Below are 16,173 nucleotides of genomic sequence, written 5' to 3'. Positions count from 1 at the left end.
GTTGTTGCTGAGGTTTTCGTCCCTGGACGCCAGGGCCGAGAACGCCATGCGTGTGGTGGGCTTCTTCGACGCCCTGATCGAGCAACGCTCTGACATCCAGACCGTGCTCTCCCAGGCCGGCCGGTTCGCCGAGGGCTCGGTCGGAATCGCCGAGCCCGGCGAACGCTGCCCCGAGCACGCCTCGACCCGCCTGCTCGTCACCGGGCACACGGTGTGGATCTCGCGCAGCCCGCAGGAGGCCTTCCCCCTCGACGACGTGCTGCTCGAGAGGTTCGGCCTGGCCTGCATCGCGGCGCTGGGCAACCCGGGGTCGTCCACCCTGCGCATGGACGACCCCGCGCTCCTCGAGCTGATCCTCGGGCGAGTGGCCTCGAGCGCCGACCGCTCCCGTGCGATCCAGCTCCTCGGGATCACCCCCTCGACCCCGGTCACGATGCTGGCGGTGCACGGCGACCGCGCGGCCGCGGCGCACGTCGTCGCGCACCTGCCGACCCATGCCTGGCGTCGGATCGCCCAGCTGGACGGCATCACGGCGATCGCGACCGCGGCTCCGCCGGAGCGCGACGCGGCGGCGCCTCCGGGAACCCACGTGGGCGTGAGCCGTCCGTTCCGGGCGACCGAGGTGCAGGAAGCCTGGCAGGGCGCGATCAACGCGCTGCGCTACGCGTCGGACGGACCCGCGAGTCGCAACCTGATGTTCCAGGCGGACCTCGGGCCCTACGAGCTCCTCGCCGCCAAGCTCCGCCCCGAGGACGTCGCAGGCGTGGCCGACGTCCAGGCGCTGGAGCGGCTGGGCAAGACCTCGTCCGGCCAGGACGTCCTGCGCACGGTGGAGGTGCTGCTGTGCGTCGGCTCGTTGCGCGAAGCGGCTCGACAGCTGCACATCCACCACAACTCCGTCGCGACGCGGGTCGCCCGCGCCGAGGCCGAGCTGGGCTACTCGATCACGACTGCCCCGGGGTTGACCCGGGTGACTCTCGCCCTCGTGCTGCACCGGCTCGGGCAGAACGACTACCTCGCGCACTGAAGACGGCTTCCAATTCGGCGATTCGCGGACGAAGTCGGCATCCGACCTCTAGATTGCTCGCAGTCTTCAGTGAAGGGAAGCCCATGCTTCGATCCGTGCGCAACGTTGCCGTCACCGTCACCCTGATGGTGCTCGCCGCGCTCCCGGCCACGGCAGCCGCCGACCCGCTGGCCGGTGCGCCGCGGGTGAACCAGTGCTTCAACGTGCAGCTGTCGGCCGCGAACAGCTCGGCGTCACTGCCGAGGGGCCCGGTCTCGTGCGCCACCAAGCACACCCTGAAGGTCGTCGCCCGCGCCGCGGTGCCATCGGACATCCCGCTGGACGGCTCCAACGCCCGGTTCCGCAACTTCGTCAGCTCGAAGTGCCGGCCGGCGATCAAGCTGGTCCTCGGCAACAACACGATCAGGTACGCCGAGTCGGCGTACGACAACTGGATCTTCATCCCGACCGCCGCCCAGCGCGCCGCGGGCTCGCACTGGGTGATCTGCACCCTCGGTGTCCAGGGCGGCGTGACCACCCTCGCGACGTCGACCACCGGGCGCCTCACGAAGGTGACCACCACCCTTCCGCAGCGCCTCCGCATGTGTGGCACGCACTACGCGCAGCGCGTGAACTGCGCGCAGCCGCACATGTTCCACGTGGCCAAGAGCAAGCTCGTCTACTCGGCGTACAGCTACACGCGCGCCAGCCGGATCTCCTCCAGCTTCTGCCCGAGGTACGTCGGCACGGGCTCCTACATGTGGCTCGGCCGCGGGCTCGGTCCGAACTCGTTCGTGCTGACCTGCCTGAGGCGGTAGCAGCGGCGGCTATCTGGGCGGCAGCTCGCGGACGACGATGTGTGCGCCGGGCTCACCGGTGGCGGGCTGCTTGGAGGCCATGATCCGGTCCACCCGTACGTCGTCCGCGGCGATGCGCGAGCCGGTGCCCGGCAGGCGCCCGAGCACCTCGTCGAGTGCGTCGATCGTGGGTGTGACGAGGTTGTCGAGATCGGGTTCGTTGAGTCCGGTCTGGTGTGGCGCGAGCATGAACGCGAGCTCGATCGCCACCCGACAGTCCTTCGGCAGCGCGCAACCCCTGAACGCGGTGCGGACGGCCTGCTTCCACGCGCGCTCGCGTTCCTCGCCGCCGTACCCCGCGGGGCGGCCGATGACGGTGCGCCCGAAGGTGGCGACGAGCCGGTGGTCGTGAGTGGCCGGCGAGCCGTCTCTCTCGGGTGGTGGCGGCGCCACGATGTAGCCCTCGGCGAGACTCCCGTAGACCCTGAGCTCACCCGGCCGGTGGTGCCACAGCCACGCGAGGTGAGCGCACAGGATCGCGTCGATCTCGTCCTCGATCACTTCCAGGTGCACGTGCCGGGTCGCCTGGTCCACGGCCGTGCGGATCTCCTGCCACCGGCGCACGCTCGACAGCTGCAGCTCATGGACCGCCTCGAGGTGATCCATCAGCTCGCCGAAGGTCTCGCGCCGCGCGTCCGACGTACGACCCCGACCCGACTTGTAGGGCAGCACCTTGCTCAGGCCGAACAGGCTCACCATCGCCGGGTGCGGATACACCTCGATGCACACCGGGCTCTCCGCGCTGCCCCGCTCGTCGGGATCCACCGACCAGCCGAACCGGTGCGCCAGGGACTCGGCGCGCGGCGGATCGAACATCGGGTTCGCCCGGTTCGAGGGGTACGGCGACGCGTGGTAGCTCGCGAACGCCCTGGCCACGAGGTTCTCCCCGACGCGCTGACCGGTCGCGTTGGGCACGACCAGCGGCGCGTCCACCGCCACGACGACAGGCTTCGCCGCATGCATGGCCAGCCAGTCGGCGATCTCGTCATCGCTCCGCACGACTCCCGACGTACGCAGCCGACCGGACTCGTCGACTACCGCGATGCCCGTGCGGTTGGCCGGCTTCCACGCCAGGTCGATGCCCACGAAATGTTGCCCGACCTCCATACGTTCGACTCTAGTCCGGGCCACTCAGGGGAAACACCAGCAAGGTGCCGGAGGCGGTGGCGACGGTGCGGCCGTCCTTGTCGACGACCTCTCCCTCTGCGAACGTGACCCGGCGACCGGGCTTGGTGACACGGCCGGTGCAGGTGAGCGGTCCACTGTCGGAGGTCACCGGGCGCAGGTAGCTCACCTTGAGCTCGATGGACGTGTAGCCCGTGCCCGCGGGCAGGGTGGTCTGGGCCGCGCAACCGAGCGCCGAGTCGAGCAGCGTGCAGACCAGCCCGCCGTGCACCATGCCGATCGGGTTGTAGTGCGACTCGTCGGGGTGGCAGCGGAACGTCACCGTCCCGGGCTCGGCCTCGACCAGCTCCATGCGCATGTGCCCGGCGATCGGTGCCGGCGGCAGCTCGCCGGCCATCATCCGCTTGAGGAAGTCGAGCCCGTCGAGCTTCGGCAGGGCAGCAAGGGCCTCTGAGTTGTCGCTCCAGGTGACGACAGTCGAACGCTCGGACATGTCAGTTGCCGCCCTTCTCGTCGTACGACGGCAGCGGCAGGTTCTGCAGTCTCAGCTGTCCGCGCGCCAGCACCTTGCCGGTCGAGTCGTCGGTGATGACGACGTCCCACAGCTGCTGGCTGCGGCCCTGGTGGAGGGCGTCGGCGACGACGGTGGCGCGGCCGCCGGTGGTCGAGCGGAGGAAGTCGGTGCCGTTGTGCACGCCGACCGCGAACTGTCCGCGCTCACCCACGGCATGGCTGGCGCCGATGCTGCCGGCACTCTCGACGATCGTCGCGTAGACGCCCCCGTGGACGACTCCCCAGGGCGTGTGGTGCGACTCGTCGAGGTCGACGTGACCCCGCACGTGCGTGGGCGTGACCTCGTCGACGACGAAACCGGACGCCGCGACGAACGCGCTGGCGGCCGGCAGCGAGACGTCGGGGCCCTGCGTGTGGGTGGTCATGGGCGACTCCGTTCGTAGGCTGACTGTGTTTCTCGAAGTTAGACTACACTGGCCGCGCCGACACAACGAGAGACAGGTGACGCCGTGCAGTGGCTCGACTACGACACCGACAACTGCTCGATCCAGCGCACCCTCGACGTGATCGGCGAGAAGTGGACGATCCTCGTGCTGCGCGAGGCCGTCAACGGCGTACGGCGCTTCGACCAGATGCGCGACCACATGGGCGTCTCGGACCCGGTGCTCGCCGACCGCCTGCGCAAGCTGGTCGCCGCGGGCGTGCTCGAGGCGCTCCCCTACCGGGAGCCCGGACGCCGCACGCGCCACGAGTACAAGCTGACCGAGAAGGGTCTCGACCTCTATCCGGTGCTGATCTCGCTGCTGAACTGGGGCGACCGCCACCGCGCGGACGACGCGGGGCCTGCTGTGGTGGTCACGCACCGCGACTGCGGCGAACCCGTCTCGGTTGCGGTGGAGTGCGCCGCCGGGCATCGGCTCGAGTCGGCGCGGGAGTCGCGGAGTGCTCCCGGTCCCGGTGCGCGGCAGGTCAGTCCCGGCGCCTGACCACCTCGGCCAGCACCTCCAGCTCGTCGCTGATGATGCCGTTGACCCCGATGTCGACCATCAGGTCCAACATCGTCAGGTCGTTGATCGGCCAGGTCATCACGACCTCGACATGACGCCGGAGCTCGGCCACGACCGCCCCGTCGAGCAGCGAGTTGTGGACCGAGACGCCATGGATGCGGCCGCCGCCCACCTTCTCCCACAAGCCGCCGAGCTCCCGTGCATTGCGGGCGGAGAGCACCGGCTGCACGTGCTCGAGCACGGCCACCTCCTCGACCGCGCGCCAGTTGCGACCGCAGACGAGGACCGGCCGGCGGTGTCCGCGGGTGCCCAGCAACCGGGCCACGGCGGCACCGACACCGGTGCCGATGCCCTTGAGGTCGAGCATGAACGTGGTGCCGTGCCGATCGGCCTCGAGCAGCTCGCGAAGGCCGAGCCGCGGCGCCGTCACCGGGACCAGCTCCCAGCGGTCCCAGAGGAACGGGAACGGGCCGGCGCTCTTGAGGTGGGTTGCCTCGAGGCGGTTGCGGTGCCGGTGGATGTCGCACTCGATCACGTCGACGCCGAGCCGGTTTGCCTCGTGCAGCCCGGTGAGCGAGTTGCCGGCCCGGTGCGCGATCGCGAGCAGGCTCACGACGCCACCCGGAGGACGCGGCCGGGCGACCGACGTACCCGTCGATGCTCGAGCGCGACGCTCGCCGCGTGGCCGATGAGCGCCAGGAGCAGCCCGGCCGCGACGTCGAGGATGAAGTGGTTGCCGGTCACCACCACTGCCACCGCCATCAGCACCGGCATGGCGAGGCCGAAGGCTCGGAGCGCCACCGAGGAGGAGGCGCTGATGATCGCGATGCCGATCAGCAGGTCCCATCCGGCGTGCAGGCTCGGCATGGCGGCGTACTGGTCGACGAAGGCAGGCGGCTGGAGCACGCGGTAGGACAGCGACCGCTCGCTCACACTGTCCATGAACCCGAGGCCGGCCAGCCGGGGCGGCGCCACCGGGTAGAACACGAAGATGGTCATGCCCAGCAGCCCGGAGACCAGCATGGCGTCACGGAGCCGGAGGAACACGGCGCGGTGCCAGATGCCGGTCCAGAGCATCGTCGCACCGATGACCGGCCAGTGCCCCCAGATGTAGACCCAGTTGGCCAGGGTGGCCAGGAGGGCGGACTCGGTGAACGGCGCCTGGAGGGTCTTCTCGACGTAGATGCCGAGGGCCTGCTCCCACTCGACGATCAGGTGGGCGTGCTGGATCGCGGCGTCGACCGAGCCCTCGGTGGCTCCCCGGACACCGAAGTAGGCCCCGACGCCACTGACGACGAGGATGGCCTGTTTGAAGATCCACAACCAGCGAACCACTGACCCTCCCTGCCCCCAGTGTGCGCGAAGGCGCGCCAGGTTTCCTCCCGAATAAGAGGGAGGACTGCAGGTCAGGCAGCTGCCGTGTGGCGGATCATCCGTCGGGTCGCGATCAGGCTGGCGCCGCCGAGGGCCAGGGCGGGCAGCCAGGCGACGGCCGCCTTGAGGGTGACCGCAGCCGCGGCCGCGGTCCACGGGACGCCGAGGGCGACCAGACCGACCACGAGCGCGCCGTCCCGGGGACTCGCACCGTTGGGACCCGGTACGGCGCCCGCGACCTGGCTGGCGCCGAACGCACCGAGCAGCTCCAGCGGCGAGAGCGTGTAGCCAGTCGCGCCCAGGGTGCCGAGCAGCAGCATGGCGATCGACGCCTGGTAGGCGGCCGAGAGGGCCAGCGCGTGCGCGAACTTCTTCGGCGGCGGCAGCGGCCCGAGCGGGAGCAGCTTCGGGCGGACGCGCCTGACCACGAGGAAGCCCACGACGAACGCCAGCCCGATGCCCAACGCGGTGAGCATCATGCGCCACGGGAGTGCCGACCCGGCGAACACCACGAACATCGCCAGCCCCACCGCCCCCACGGTCCGGTCGACCGCGACACTGGCCACCGCGTCACCGCGTGGGACGTCGGCGTGGGTGAGCCTGCGGATCCGCCAGAGGTCCGCCCCGACGTGGCCGGGTGTGAGAAGTCCGAGCAGCTCGGACTCGGCGTACGCACGGAGGAACCAGCGGCGACCGAAGTCGGCGTTCGTCAGGGCGCGCCACCTCAGCGGACACAGGACGTACTTGCCGATCATCCAAGGCAGCAGGCCGAGCAGGATCGGCCAGGGCGAGACCGACGGCAGGCGCGGCAGCGTGACGGCCGGCACGGCGAGCGCGACAGCGACGCCGAGGAGCAGGACCGTCTTGGAGTGGACAATGGTGCGCAGATGCTTCAAATCTCTTCGAGCTCGCCTTCCAGCACAAAGCCGGGCGAAACTGCGTTGGTCCAACCCGTGGTGTGATCCCCGTCCCTTCGAAGGTAACTCCGCCACCGGGCCCGAAACCACAGAGTGTGACGTACTCCCGTCAGCGCAGGCGGTGCAGTGCGCCGGCCGCGGCTCGTCGTACGGCGTCGGTGAGCGCGTCGAGGGCGGGGCTGTCGAGTCGCCAGCGCTGCCAGTGGAGTGGCACGCCGACCGCCTTCGCACCGGGCAGGCGGACCAGGTCGCCCGCCGCCAGCGCCGGCTCGAGCTGTGGCTCGGGGACCGCTCCCCATCCCAGACCGCAGAGCACGGCCTCGTGGAAGTCCGCCGAGCTCGGCACCCGGTGCACCACGGCCGGACGAGTCGCCCCGTGGGCGGCGAGCACACCGTCCTGGAGCCGGTCCTTGGCGTTGAAGACCACGACCGGAGCCCTCGACCAGTCGAAGCTCCTCCCCCGCCGGTGCCGCTCCACGAACGCGGGCGCCGCGGCGGGGACGTATCGAAGCGTGCCGAGCGGCTCGACCGAGCAGCCCTGGACCGGTTGGGGTTCGCCGGTGACGGCCGCCAGCACCTCGCCCCGACGGAGCAGGTCGTGCGACAACGACTCGTCCTCCACGAAGAGTCGCAGGGCCGTCGTCGGCAGCTCGGCCACGGTCGCGAGCACCGGCCGGAACCAGGTCGCCAGGGAGTCGGCGTTCACCGCGACCGCGAGGTCCACGACGGCGTCGTTGCCCATCGACGCGGCGGCCTCGGCGGCGAGGAGGCGCATCTGCCGACCGAGTCGCATCAGGGGTGCCCCCGCGTCGGTGATCTCCGCCGGCGACGTACGCCGCACCAACACCTGCCCGGCAGCCCGCTCCGCCGCGCGCACCCGCTGACTGACCGCACTGGGCGTCACGTGCAGCCGCCGGGCCGCGGCGTCGAACGATCCCTCCTCGGCGATGGCGAGGAGCGTCTCGAGCTGGGCGGGGTCGAAGTGCATCTGACCAGTGAAGCACTTCTTCATCAGGTGAAGAAACATTCGCTGTTCTACATTGCGTTCGGCGCCTACGGTCGAGGGCATGTCTGCTTCCGCCCTCGCCGGCTTCATCACCGGTGGATCCCTCATCGTCGCCATCGGCGCCCAGAACGCCTACGTGCTGCGACAGGGGCTGATCCGCCACCACATCACTGCCGTGGTGGCGATCTGCGCGGTCTCGGACGCCGTCCTCATCATCGCCGGAGTCAGCGGCATCGGAACCATCGTCGACCGCGCCGAGTGGCTCATCGACGTCGTCCGCTGGCTCGGCGTGGCCTTCCTCCTCTGGTACGCCGCAGGCTCGTTGCGCCGCGCCTTCCACACCGAGTCCCTGCACACCGACGGACTCGCCCAGGCCCGCGGCGAGGCCCGCCGTACCGTCGTCGGCCGTGCCGTCGCACTGACCTGGCTCAACCCGCACGTCTACCTCGACACGGTGCTCCTGATCGGCTCGATCGCGGCCACCCACAGCACCCACGGCTCAGGTGTCGTCGATGGCCGCTGGTGGTTCGCACTGGGGGCGGTGGTCGCGAGCGTCGTGTGGTTCAGCGGCCTCGGGTTCGGCGCTCGCCTGGTCGCACCGGTCCTCGAGCGCCCGCGGGCGTGGCAGGTCCTCGAGGTGCTGATCGCCGCGACGATGCTGCTCGTGGCCGCGCGACTGGCCCTCGGCTAGCAGCCCGTTAGTCTGGCCAACATGGCGGCCACTGCTCATCCCGGAGTCGACAGCTACATCGATGGTCTGCCTGCATGGCAGCAGGAGATCTGCAGGAGCCTGCGCGCGATCATCCACGAGGCCGAGCCCGCGATCGAGGAAACGATCAAGCGCACGGTGCAGCCCTACTTCGTGCTCGACGGCAACGTCTGCGCCCTGCTGGCCACCAAGGACCACATCAACCTCTTCGTCTACGACCCGACGATTCCCGACCCCGACGGCATCATCAACCAGGGGCACGACAACGCGACCGCGCGGGCGATCCAGATCTATGAGGGCGACCCGATCAACCGGCCGGCGCTGATCACGTACCTGCGGGCCATCGTGTCCAACAACCGGGCCGGCGGGTGGCGCAAGCTCAGCCGTTGAACCAGGTCGTCCCGGATTCCGTTTGCGCGTCGCTGCCCGGGGAATAGAGCGTCCGTGCAGGATGCCATCAAGCAGCGGCTGGGCCGCACGCTCCCATTTGTTCCTCTGGTCCTCGGGCTCGTCGTCCTCGCACTCGCCGTCGCGGTGGTGGTCGTGAAGAAGTCCGACGACCGACCGCGCGCGGAGGTCGGCGATGTGTTCGCCAACCCCGGCGGCGGTGCGGTGAAGCACCGGGGAGAGGTCTTCCTGCCCTGGATCCGGCTGGAGGTCGGGGCCGGCGAGCCACGGGACGAACTGCCCGACCTGCTCGGTGCCGACGCCAACGTGCGAGCCCCGAAGGGTGGAAGCTTCGTGCAGGTCCAGGCGAGGAACACAGGAGGCGTCCTGCTCTCCACCGTCACCTGGCCCTACACGGCCGACGTCGAGCTGCTGCTCCGGGCCGACGGCACGGACTACTCCTTGTCGGGGCCGGGCGGGCTCAACTACACGGCCGCCGATCCCAACAGCACGAGCGAGGAGCGATGGGTCGCCGTCAAGGGGCACCCGAAGGACCTCGCGGTCGTCGTACGCATCGGCGACGAGGAGCAGGTCGTCGACGCATCCGACGGGTCTGTCGAGCTGGGCCGCGCCGCCGAGCTGGCGGCCCTGCCCAGCGTCCAGGAGCACTTCCAGGACCGCAAGGACATCGGGTGCGGCAGGTTCCGTCGTACGGACGACTCCCCCGTCCAGATCGACTACCCGAAGTCCGTGGAGTGCAAGGTGCAGCAGACCCTGCGCACGCCGTACGTCGACGGCATCGGCTGGGCCGAACCGGGGCACGAGTTCCTGGTCGTCCAGATCGATCCGCCGGACTACGTGGACGTGTCGGTTCCCGACGGTGCGCCGACGGCCACGAGCTTCCAGGACACGCTCCGGCACTCCGCCGAGCTCGGTGGCAGCGCAAGCCTCTCCGAGCCTGCTGACACGAAGGCACTCGGGCAGTACGTCCTCGGGCCGACCGCCGTCCAGTTCGTCTTCGACGTCGCCAAGGACAAGCCGGCCGGCGACCTGACCATCACCACGCGCATCCGCGCCCGGGGCCAGCGCGGCTTCGCGTTCCGGACCGAGCACGCACGTATCGAGTGGACCGTCCCGGGAAGGAATCTCGCATGAGCGCCCGGACGCGTCCCACCTGGGTGCCTGTGGTCTTGCTGGTGCTCAGCGTCGCACTCGTCATCGCGGCAGTCAGGCTCGGCACGCGCCTGGCCGGCGAGCTGCGCGACGACCCCGTCGACGTCCTGTCCGCGGGCGAGACGCTGCGCCTGGACTCACCGCCGTACGCCGAGACCCACACGGTGATCGTGCCCCTCAACAAGGTCGACGTCGCGGTCGGTCGGCCACTCGACTCGCTCGACCACGAGTTCGTCGCCTACGACAAGGACGACTCGAGGCGCAACTCGCAGCGCGCACTGCACGCCCCCGAGGGCGGCCGTCTCGTTCCGGTGTCATGGAGCATTCGTCCCACGGGCGGGCTGGCCTCCGGGCTCGCCATTGCGACAGAGATCCGGCTGGTCGCCGAGGGGGAGAAGGTGACCATCGGCTCCGTCAGGCTCGGCGACCCGTCGACCGGCCAGACGTCCTACGAGCAGCACGACGTGGTGGTCGCACTGCCCGGAGACCTGGACACCGACGACCTCAAGGTCGAGGTGGAGTTCGGCGGCCAGACCCAGGTGCTCGACGTGGCGTCCGGCGAGATCGACGCCGGGGTGGCGCAGGCGCTCTATGAACCGGAGCCCAACTTCGATGCCGGCTGCCACGCGGTGGAGGACAACTGCCAATACGTCCCGGCCAGCGCCGACCAGCAGTTTCACCCGATGCAGGGGCGCTTCACCGCCAGCCAGGTGACGCTCTACCCCTGGGACGCCGAGCTGGGCTGGGCCGACGAGGGCACCCTGTGGGCCGGAGTGCGGATCTCCTCGTTCAGCGCGCTCGGCACGGACGCCGCAGGCAACGTGGTGATCGACCGACGTCAGGCACCCCCGCGAGTCACCCTCGACGGCCGGCCGCCGGTTGGCCGTGAGGGGCTCAAGGGCGGCGAGGGCAGCACCTCCGGTCGAGCGATCCTGCGCGTGGAGGCGGACGACGAGCCGAAGGTCCTGCGCATCCAGACGGTCATCACCTTGGGCAACGGCGTCAAGATGCCGATCGAGGCGCGACTCCCCCTGCAGCCGGTCACCGCAGGCTGAACGCTCACCGGCCGCCGATCACCTCGACGACGCAGCGGGCACCCGCACCCTTGGCGAGCCGTCGGTCGCCGGTGACCAGGGTTGCGCCCAGGGAGACGGCCAACGCGACATAGGTGGCGTCGTACGCCGTCAGGGTCTCGCGCAGGCTCCAGATGCCGGGGAGCAGTCGGGCATGCGGAACCCGCTCGAGGGGGAATGCAGCGAGTGCGGCGACGGCCCGATCGGCCTGCTGGTCCGTCAGCCTGCCGGAGCGGACGAAGCCGCGGAGCAGACTCGCTGCCTCCACGTCGATCAGGTCGGGAGCGACCACCTGCTCGACAGCGAGGCGCTGCCGGATGGCGGAACTGAGTGGGTCGGGTCCAACCAGCGCGGCCACCAGCACGGAGTTGTCGATGACGATCATCGGCGGCGGTCAGCGCGCTGCGCCTCGACGATGTCGGCCATCGGTGGGACGTCGGTCCACGCGAGGTCGGCGCGGGCCGCGGCCAGTGCCTCCTCGACGGTCGGTTCCGCGGCCTGTCGCTCGAGGGTGAGCCGCAGGAACTCCTGGAGGGAGCGTCCGGAGGCGGCTGCCCGCCGCTTGAGCACGGCATAGGCGTCGTCGTCGAGGTTGCGGATCTGCACGGTGGCCATGCATGCAGATTAGCGCAGATTCTCCGCTGAATCTGTTGCATGTCGCTTCGAACAGGCGTACGATGAATCTTGAGCTCGAGTCAATAGTCCGGCACTGAGGACGATGAGCTCGACCCGCCCAGGCGGGTCGCCCTTCACGGGTCTGCGTGTGCCGGGCTCGTCAGTTGCCAGGGCGGAGCGCAGTTCCCTCCGGGGGTACGCCGTCAGCGGCGAGGACTCGGCGGCATCCATTCACCGTGCACAGCCCTTGTCGGGTGGTGCGTCCTGATCGGAGCCCCGAGGCCATGACGACCAGCTCCTCCTTCGCGGACGAGTTGGTGGCGCGCCTCCACGACGACCTCACCGATCTCGCCACCATGGCGCTCTCCCCCTTGGACGACGCGCAGATCGCCCAGCTGCTGGAGACCCTGACCGCCTTCGGCGACCGGCTCACCCACGCCACCTCCCGGGTCATCGTCGAAGCCCACCAGCGAAGCCTGGCCGACAAGACCGGCGCTCGCCACACCGCCAACTGGTGGGCCAAGCGCGACCTGCTCACCAAGTCTGACGCGATGAAAAGGGTCAACCTGGCCCTCGGCCTCGACAAGCCCGAGCACGAACCCATCGCCACCGCACTGGCCGACGGCGACCTGCACACCGATCAGGCCCGCGTCATCCTCGAAAGCCTCCATGACCTTCCCAAGGACCTCGAGTCGGCCCTCTACGACAAGGCCCGCGACATGCTCCTCGGCTTCGCCCGCCAGTTCGACGCCTCGGACCTCGCCGAACTCGGCAAAGGGATCCTGGAGAAGCTCGACCCCCAACGTTTCGAGGACGACGAGGCCAAGCGTCTCCAGAAGGAAGAAGACGAGGCCAACGCCAAGGCCCGGATCACCTTCAGCAACGACGGACACGGCCGCATCCACGGCCGCTTCAGCCTCCCCGTCGTCCAGGGCCAGCTCCTGCGCAACCAGCTCCTCGCCCTGGCCGACCCGCGCCGTCAGCTTCCCGGCGACCCCGACACTGGTGGCGCGTCAATCACCCCCGAACGCATGGGGCAGGCGTTCATGGAGCTCATCGAGATGTTCCCCGCCGACAAGCTGCCCACCCACGCCGCCAGCAGCGTCGCGCTGGTCATCACGATCGACATCAACGACCTGCTCAAGAAGCACGGCTACGCCACCCTGGTCAACGGCGGCAAGATCACCGCCGGCGAGTTCCGACGCCTCTCGTGCCGCACCGGTTTCCTGCCGGCCATGCTCGACGGCCCCAGCGAAGTCCTCGACCTCGGCCGACTCCGCCGCTTCTACTCCGCGGGGCAGTACCGGGCGCTGGTCATTCGCGACAAGGGCTGCACCGCCCTGGGCTGCGGCATGCCCGCCTCGGTCTGCCATGCCCACCACGACGACCCCTGGTCGCAGGGCGGACCCACCGACCTGGCCAAGGGCCGGCTCCTGTGTCCGCACCACCACCGGCTGATCCACCACCCCGACTACGACCACTCCGTCGGCGGCGACAACTCGGTCAGGTTCCGACGAATCCAGGCGCACTAGCCGCCCGCCTCCGCCACCAAGAAGCCGCGACCGCCACGCCTCCAAGCGTCGCGGTGCACCGGCATGCCTTCCTCAGCGGGCGAGCGTTCCGTCCAGGGCTTTCTTGAGCTCGGCGAAGTGTCGTTCGGCTCCGGCCTCTTGGTACATCGAGGTGTCGGCCATCGTGTAGCCGTGCGCGGCACCGGGATAGACGGCCGTCTGGTGTCGTACGCCGTGGGCACGCAGGGCCTGGTCGAAGGCGGCGATCTGCTCGGGCGTGTTGGACGCGTCACCGTCGGCGTGCCCGGCGACGACCCTGGCCGCGATGTCGGGCACGAGGAGATGCGGGCTGTCCGGAGCGTCCGTCACGATGCCGCCGGTGTGGAACATGCCGACCACCGCGACGTCGTCGGGTCGGTGCGCGGCGGTGACAAGGGCCAGCCGCCCACCGAAGCAGTAGCCGGTGGCAGCGATCGGACCTTCGGCGACACCGGGACGGGAGCGCAGGGTCTCGATCCAGACGTCGGCATCGGCGCGGATCAACTCGGGCGTCAACGAACGCACCCGGTCCATCACGCCGGTCGCGAAGAACGCCTCGCGACTGCCCGGCGCCGTCAGGTCACCGGCCGGGGCGAGGTCGACGGCCAGTCCGTCGCGCCAGAAGACGTGCGGCGCGAGGACGACGTACCCCCAGGAAGCGATGCGGTCCGCCATCCGTTCGATCTGCGGGCGCAGGCCGATGGCGTCCATGTAGAGAAGCACTCCCGGGCCGTGGTCGCCCGTCGCGTAGGCCTCGGCCGTCTCTCCCTGCATCGCACAGGAAATGCGCTCACCCATTCGCTCCACCTCTCGTCGTCACCATTGCCTGCTGCAGGATCGCGCGGGCGTTCGACCGGAGCACGTCGGTCGCCTCGGCCGGCGCGAGCCCGGCGACGTCGATCAACCAGACCCTCGCCTCGATGCCGACGGCACTGCGAATCGCCACCGCGAGCCGTCGTACGCCGTCCTCACCGAGATCGTCGACGAGCACCGACAGCGCCTCGGCGAACCACCCGACCGCACGCCCCTGGCGCAGCGGCAGCTCGGAGGTGTCGGTGGCCGACTCCAGTGAGAGCCGGAGCATGGTGCGCTGCTGCGTCTCGGTCTCGGCGATCATCTCCGTGAACTCGGCGACGGCCGCGTCGAGACGCTCGACCGGGTCGTTCCCAATGCCGTCGGGCAGCAGGGAGCTCGCGGCGACCTCGGGGTGCGCCGCCACGAGGAGGTCCCGCTGGGTCGGGAAGTAGCGGTAGGCCGTCGTGCGGGAGATCGAGGCTTCGTTGGCAGCCTCCTCGATGGTGGGCGCATCGCCCCCGCGGGCGATCAGGTCCCTGGCGGCCCGCACCAGCGCGTCGCGCGTGCGCTGCTTCTGGTTGGTCCTCCCGGAACCGACGTAGCCCGTTGACATGACGGACACGGTACCTTAGTTTCGTTATGGGACTCTTGTCCCATGTAGCCCGAGGGGGCACCCATGAAGACCTCCACCTCCACCGTTCGCGCACCGGGCACCGGCGAACGCCGCTGGTTCTGCGGCGGCGGCATGCACACCTGGTTGGCGACCTCCGCCGAGACCGACGGCAGCTTCCTGCTCTTCGAGGACAGCCTCGACCTGGGCAAGGTCACTCCCCTGCACCGGCACCCTGATGCCGACGAGACGTTCTACGTGCTCGACGGCGAGATCTCCGTCCACATCGACGGAGAGCTGCACCCGCTGGGAGCCGGCGGGATCGCCGTCGTTCCGCGCGGTGTTCCGCACGCGTTCATGGTCACCTCACCGCGGGCCAGGATGCTGTGCCTGCAGACCCCGGGAAGTGGGGAGGCGTTCTACCGGCTCGCCAGCGACCCGGTCGTGGAGGGAGCCGACCCGACCGGTCTCGACATGGCGCGGGTGGGTGCTGCGGCCGCGCAGACCCACGCGATCGAGATCCTGGGGCCGCCGCCCTTCTCCTGAACCAGCCTGGTCAGGACCTGCGGCCGCCGAGGCGCTCGACCCATGCGGGGTCGCGGTGGTCGAAGAACGCGGACTCGCCCCGGTCGAGCGTGCTGATCTGCTCCTGCTGCTCGGGGGTGAGCTCGAAGCCGAAGACGTCGAAGTTCTCGGCCATCCGCTCGCGGCGTACGGACTTGGGGATCACCACGACCTCGCGCTGGATCAGCCAGCGCAGCACGACCTGCGCGACGGACTTGCCGTGCGCGGCGCCGATCTCGCTCAACAGCGGGTCGGTGAACAGGTTGTGGCGGCCCTCGGCGAACGGGCCCCACGACTCGATCTGCACGCCGTTGGCCCGCATCAGGTCCTGGTCGGCCCTGCGCTGGAAGAACGGGTGCGTCTCGATCTGGTTGACCGCCGGGGTGATCTCGTTGTGGTTCAGCAGGTCGAGCAGCCGGTCGGAGTGGAAGTTCGAGACACCGATCGCCCGCGCGGCGCCGTCCTTGTTCAGCTGCTCCATGGCCCGCCACGAACTGTAGTAGTCGCCGAACGGCTGGTGGATGAGGTAGAGGTCGACGTACTCCAGGCCGAGCTTGGCCCGGGACTCCTCGAAGAGCGCCGTCGCGTTCTCCTCGCCCTGGTCGTTGACCCACATCTTGGTGGTGACGAAGAGCTCGTCCCGCGCGATGCCACTGGAGGCGATGGCCCGGCCGACGGCTTCCTCGTTGCCGTACGCCGCTGCGGTGTCGAGGTGGCGGTAGCCGACCTCGAGGGCGGTGGCGACTGCCTGCTCGGTCTCCTCCGGCGGGATCTGGTAGACGCCGAAGCCGAGGATCGGCATCTCGACGCCGTTGTTCAGGGTCACGCTCTGCATGGAATGTCCTCTCGACGAGTCATTCCCGAGCGTAGCCACCGGTGGTCGTCCAGGGCT

General features: G+C 69.9%; 21 protein-coding genes. 9 read left to right on the top strand and 12 right to left on the bottom strand.

Features of this window, described 5'->3' with window-relative positions; translation table 11 throughout:
• Positions 1 to 4 precede the first annotated feature (4 nt).
• Positions 5 to 1,027 carry a PucR family transcriptional regulator gene (locus ASH02_RS23695; RefSeq protein WP_156409853.1) on the top strand — a complete coding sequence of 341 codons (1,023 nt, stop codon included), beginning with the start codon at positions 5 to 7 and terminating at the stop codon, positions 1,025 to 1,027.
• Between the two features lie 95 nt (positions 1,028 to 1,122).
• Positions 1,123 to 1,824, top strand: a complete 702-nt coding sequence (locus tag ASH02_RS23690) for a septum formation family protein (RefSeq protein ID WP_162262620.1) — start codon at positions 1,123 to 1,125, stop codon at positions 1,822 to 1,824.
• A gap of 9 nt (positions 1,825 to 1,833) precedes the next feature.
• Here the strand turns inward: ASH02_RS23690 and ASH02_RS23685 are convergent, their stop codons facing one another.
• The 3 genes from ASH02_RS23685 to ASH02_RS23675 are packed head-to-tail and all read right to left on the bottom strand — an operon-like array spanning position 1,834 to position 3,926.
• On the bottom strand, positions 1,834 to 2,970 hold the full coding sequence (locus ASH02_RS23685) for a DUF429 domain-containing protein (protein ID WP_057295554.1): 1,137 nt from the start codon (positions 2,968 to 2,970) through the stop codon (positions 1,834 to 1,836).
• Positions 2,971 to 2,980: 10 nt separating this feature from the next.
• Complete coding sequence (locus ASH02_RS23680; RefSeq protein ID WP_057295553.1) at positions 2,981 to 3,481, bottom strand: PaaI family thioesterase; 501 nt, start codon at positions 3,479 to 3,481, stop codon at positions 2,981 to 2,983.
• A gap of 1 nt (position 3,482) precedes the next feature.
• Positions 3,483 to 3,926 (bottom strand): PaaI family thioesterase, encoded by a 444-nt coding sequence (locus ASH02_RS23675; protein ID WP_057295552.1) that lies wholly within the window; start codon positions 3,924 to 3,926, stop codon positions 3,483 to 3,485.
• A gap of 84 nt (positions 3,927 to 4,010) precedes the next feature.
• On the opposite strand from ASH02_RS23675, the gene ASH02_RS23670 reads away from it, so the two are divergent.
• Positions 4,011 to 4,487 carry a winged helix-turn-helix transcriptional regulator gene (locus ASH02_RS23670; protein ID WP_057295551.1) on the top strand — a complete coding sequence of 159 codons (477 nt, stop codon included), beginning with the start codon at positions 4,011 to 4,013 and terminating at the stop codon, positions 4,485 to 4,487.
• Here ASH02_RS23670 and ASH02_RS23665 read toward each other — a convergent pair.
• The 4 genes from ASH02_RS23665 to ASH02_RS23655 form a co-directional block, all read right to left on the bottom strand.
• Positions 4,471 to 5,121 (bottom strand): glycerophosphodiester phosphodiesterase, encoded by a 651-nt coding sequence (locus ASH02_RS23665; protein WP_057295550.1) that lies wholly within the window; start codon positions 5,119 to 5,121, stop codon positions 4,471 to 4,473. The two genes, ASH02_RS23670 and ASH02_RS23665, sit on opposite strands and share 17 nt — an antisense overlap.
• Positions 5,118 to 5,843 carry a phosphatase PAP2 family protein gene (locus ASH02_RS23660; RefSeq protein ID WP_162251040.1) on the bottom strand — a complete coding sequence of 242 codons (726 nt, stop codon included), beginning with the start codon at positions 5,841 to 5,843 and terminating at the stop codon, positions 5,118 to 5,120. The genes ASH02_RS23665 and ASH02_RS23660 overlap by 4 nt, the downstream gene beginning before the upstream one ends.
• Before the next feature lie 71 nt (positions 5,844 to 5,914).
• Complete coding sequence (locus ASH02_RS25800) at positions 5,915 to 6,778, bottom strand: lysylphosphatidylglycerol synthase domain-containing protein (RefSeq protein WP_162262619.1); 864 nt, start codon at positions 6,776 to 6,778, stop codon at positions 5,915 to 5,917.
• Positions 6,779 to 6,908: 130 nt separating this feature from the next.
• Positions 6,909 to 7,787, bottom strand: coding sequence for a LysR family transcriptional regulator ArgP (locus ASH02_RS23655; RefSeq protein ID WP_056687745.1), 879 nt, complete (start codon positions 7,785 to 7,787; stop codon positions 6,909 to 6,911).
• 79 nt (positions 7,788 to 7,866) lie between these two features.
• Here ASH02_RS23655 and ASH02_RS23650 point away from each other — a divergent pair, with 79 nt between their 5' ends.
• The 4 genes from ASH02_RS23650 to ASH02_RS23635 are packed head-to-tail and all read left to right on the top strand — an operon-like array spanning position 7,867 to position 11,129.
• Positions 7,867 to 8,496: a LysE/ArgO family amino acid transporter gene (locus tag ASH02_RS23650; protein WP_056891294.1), complete on the top strand. Its 630-nt coding sequence runs from the start codon at positions 7,867 to 7,869 to the stop codon at positions 8,494 to 8,496.
• A 21-nt stretch (positions 8,497 to 8,517) separates the two neighbouring features.
• Entirely contained in the window at positions 8,518 to 8,904 is a 387-nt protein-coding gene (locus ASH02_RS23645) for a DUF1801 domain-containing protein (protein ID WP_056687498.1), read from the top strand.
• A gap of 54 nt (positions 8,905 to 8,958) precedes the next feature.
• Positions 8,959 to 10,056, top strand: coding sequence for a hypothetical protein (locus ASH02_RS23640; protein ID WP_057295549.1), 1,098 nt, complete (start codon positions 8,959 to 8,961; stop codon positions 10,054 to 10,056).
• Positions 10,053 to 11,129, top strand: a complete 1,077-nt coding sequence (locus ASH02_RS23635) for a hypothetical protein (protein WP_056687501.1) — start codon at positions 10,053 to 10,055, stop codon at positions 11,127 to 11,129. Before ASH02_RS23640 ends, ASH02_RS23635 begins: the two co-directional genes overlap by 4 nt.
• Before the next feature lie 4 nt (positions 11,130 to 11,133).
• Here ASH02_RS23635 and ASH02_RS23630 read toward each other — a convergent pair whose 3' ends face one another.
• Positions 11,134 to 11,532, bottom strand: coding sequence for a type II toxin-antitoxin system VapC family toxin (locus tag ASH02_RS23630; protein WP_056687503.1), 399 nt, complete (start codon positions 11,530 to 11,532; stop codon positions 11,134 to 11,136).
• Positions 11,529 to 11,762: a FitA-like ribbon-helix-helix domain-containing protein gene (locus ASH02_RS23625; RefSeq protein WP_056687505.1), complete on the bottom strand. Its 234-nt coding sequence runs from the start codon at positions 11,760 to 11,762 to the stop codon at positions 11,529 to 11,531. Before ASH02_RS23625 ends, ASH02_RS23630 begins: the two co-directional genes overlap by 4 nt.
• Positions 11,763 to 12,046: 284 nt before the next feature.
• Between ASH02_RS23625 and ASH02_RS23620 the strand changes: the two genes are divergently transcribed.
• Positions 12,047 to 13,294, top strand: a complete 1,248-nt coding sequence (locus ASH02_RS23620) for an HNH endonuclease signature motif containing protein (protein WP_056687507.1) — start codon at positions 12,047 to 12,049, stop codon at positions 13,292 to 13,294.
• A 72-nt stretch (positions 13,295 to 13,366) separates the two neighbouring features.
• Here the strand turns inward: ASH02_RS23620 and ASH02_RS23615 are convergent, their stop codons facing one another.
• Both ASH02_RS23615 and ASH02_RS23610 read right to left on the bottom strand, forming a co-directional pair.
• Positions 13,367 to 14,110, bottom strand: a complete 744-nt coding sequence (locus ASH02_RS23615; RefSeq protein WP_056687509.1) for a dienelactone hydrolase family protein — start codon at positions 14,108 to 14,110, stop codon at positions 13,367 to 13,369.
• Positions 14,103 to 14,720, bottom strand: a complete 618-nt coding sequence (locus ASH02_RS23610) for a TetR/AcrR family transcriptional regulator (protein WP_056687511.1) — start codon at positions 14,718 to 14,720, stop codon at positions 14,103 to 14,105. Before ASH02_RS23610 ends, ASH02_RS23615 begins: the two co-directional genes overlap by 8 nt.
• A gap of 63 nt (positions 14,721 to 14,783) precedes the next feature.
• Here ASH02_RS23610 and ASH02_RS23605 point away from each other — a divergent pair, with 63 nt between their 5' ends.
• The gene (locus ASH02_RS23605) at positions 14,784 to 15,263 is read left to right on the top strand and encodes a quercetin 2,3-dioxygenase (protein ID WP_056687513.1); all 480 of its coding nucleotides are present in this window, start codon (positions 14,784 to 14,786) and stop codon (positions 15,261 to 15,263) included.
• 10 nt (positions 15,264 to 15,273) lie between these two features.
• On the opposite strand, the gene ASH02_RS23600 is transcribed toward ASH02_RS23605, so the two are convergent.
• Complete coding sequence (locus ASH02_RS23600; RefSeq protein WP_056687515.1) at positions 15,274 to 16,116, bottom strand: aldo/keto reductase; 843 nt, start codon at positions 16,114 to 16,116, stop codon at positions 15,274 to 15,276.
• Positions 16,117 to 16,173: the final 57 nt, after the last annotated feature.

It is taken from the genome of Nocardioides sp. Soil796 (genome assembly GCF_001429525.1).
Taxonomy (GTDB): Bacteria; Actinomycetota; Actinomycetes; order Propionibacteriales; family Nocardioidaceae; genus Nocardioides.
The sequence above is the reverse complement of the archived record's forward strand: the minus strand, read 5'-3'. Positions and strand labels throughout refer to the sequence as shown.

Coding starts and splice junctions, on each gene's coding strand:
- ASH02_RS23685 (WP_057295554.1), bottom strand. CDS start 2,970: ATGGAGGTCGGGCAACATTTCGTGGGCATCGACCTGGCGTGGAAGCCG.
- ASH02_RS23680 (WP_057295553.1), bottom strand. CDS start 3,481: ATGTCCGAGCGTTCGACTGTCGTCACCTGGAGCGACAACTCAGAGGCC.
- ASH02_RS23675 (WP_057295552.1), bottom strand. CDS start 3,926: ATGACCACCCACACGCAGGGCCCCGACGTCTCGCTGCCGGCCGCCAGC.
- ASH02_RS23655 (WP_056687745.1), bottom strand. CDS start 7,787: ATGCACTTCGACCCCGCCCAGCTCGAGACGCTCCTCGCCATCGCCGAG.
- ASH02_RS23650 (WP_056891294.1), top strand. CDS start 7,867: ATGTCTGCTTCCGCCCTCGCCGGCTTCATCACCGGTGGATCCCTCATC.
- ASH02_RS23645 (WP_056687498.1), top strand. CDS start 8,518: ATGGCGGCCACTGCTCATCCCGGAGTCGACAGCTACATCGATGGTCTG.
- ASH02_RS23635 (WP_056687501.1), top strand. CDS start 10,053: ATGAGCGCCCGGACGCGTCCCACCTGGGTGCCTGTGGTCTTGCTGGTG.
- ASH02_RS23630 (WP_056687503.1), bottom strand. CDS start 11,532: ATGATCGTCATCGACAACTCCGTGCTGGTGGCCGCGCTGGTTGGACCC.
- ASH02_RS23625 (WP_056687505.1), bottom strand. CDS start 11,762: ATGGCCACCGTGCAGATCCGCAACCTCGACGACGACGCCTATGCCGTG.
- ASH02_RS23620 (WP_056687507.1), top strand. CDS start 12,047: ATGACGACCAGCTCCTCCTTCGCGGACGAGTTGGTGGCGCGCCTCCAC.
- ASH02_RS23615 (WP_056687509.1), bottom strand. CDS start 14,110: ATGGGTGAGCGCATTTCCTGTGCGATGCAGGGAGAGACGGCCGAGGCC.
- ASH02_RS23610 (WP_056687511.1), bottom strand. CDS start 14,720: ATGTCAACGGGCTACGTCGGTTCCGGGAGGACCAACCAGAAGCAGCGC.
- ASH02_RS23605 (WP_056687513.1), top strand. CDS start 14,784: ATGAAGACCTCCACCTCCACCGTTCGCGCACCGGGCACCGGCGAACGC.
- ASH02_RS23600 (WP_056687515.1), bottom strand. CDS start 16,116: ATGCAGAGCGTGACCCTGAACAACGGCGTCGAGATGCCGATCCTCGGC.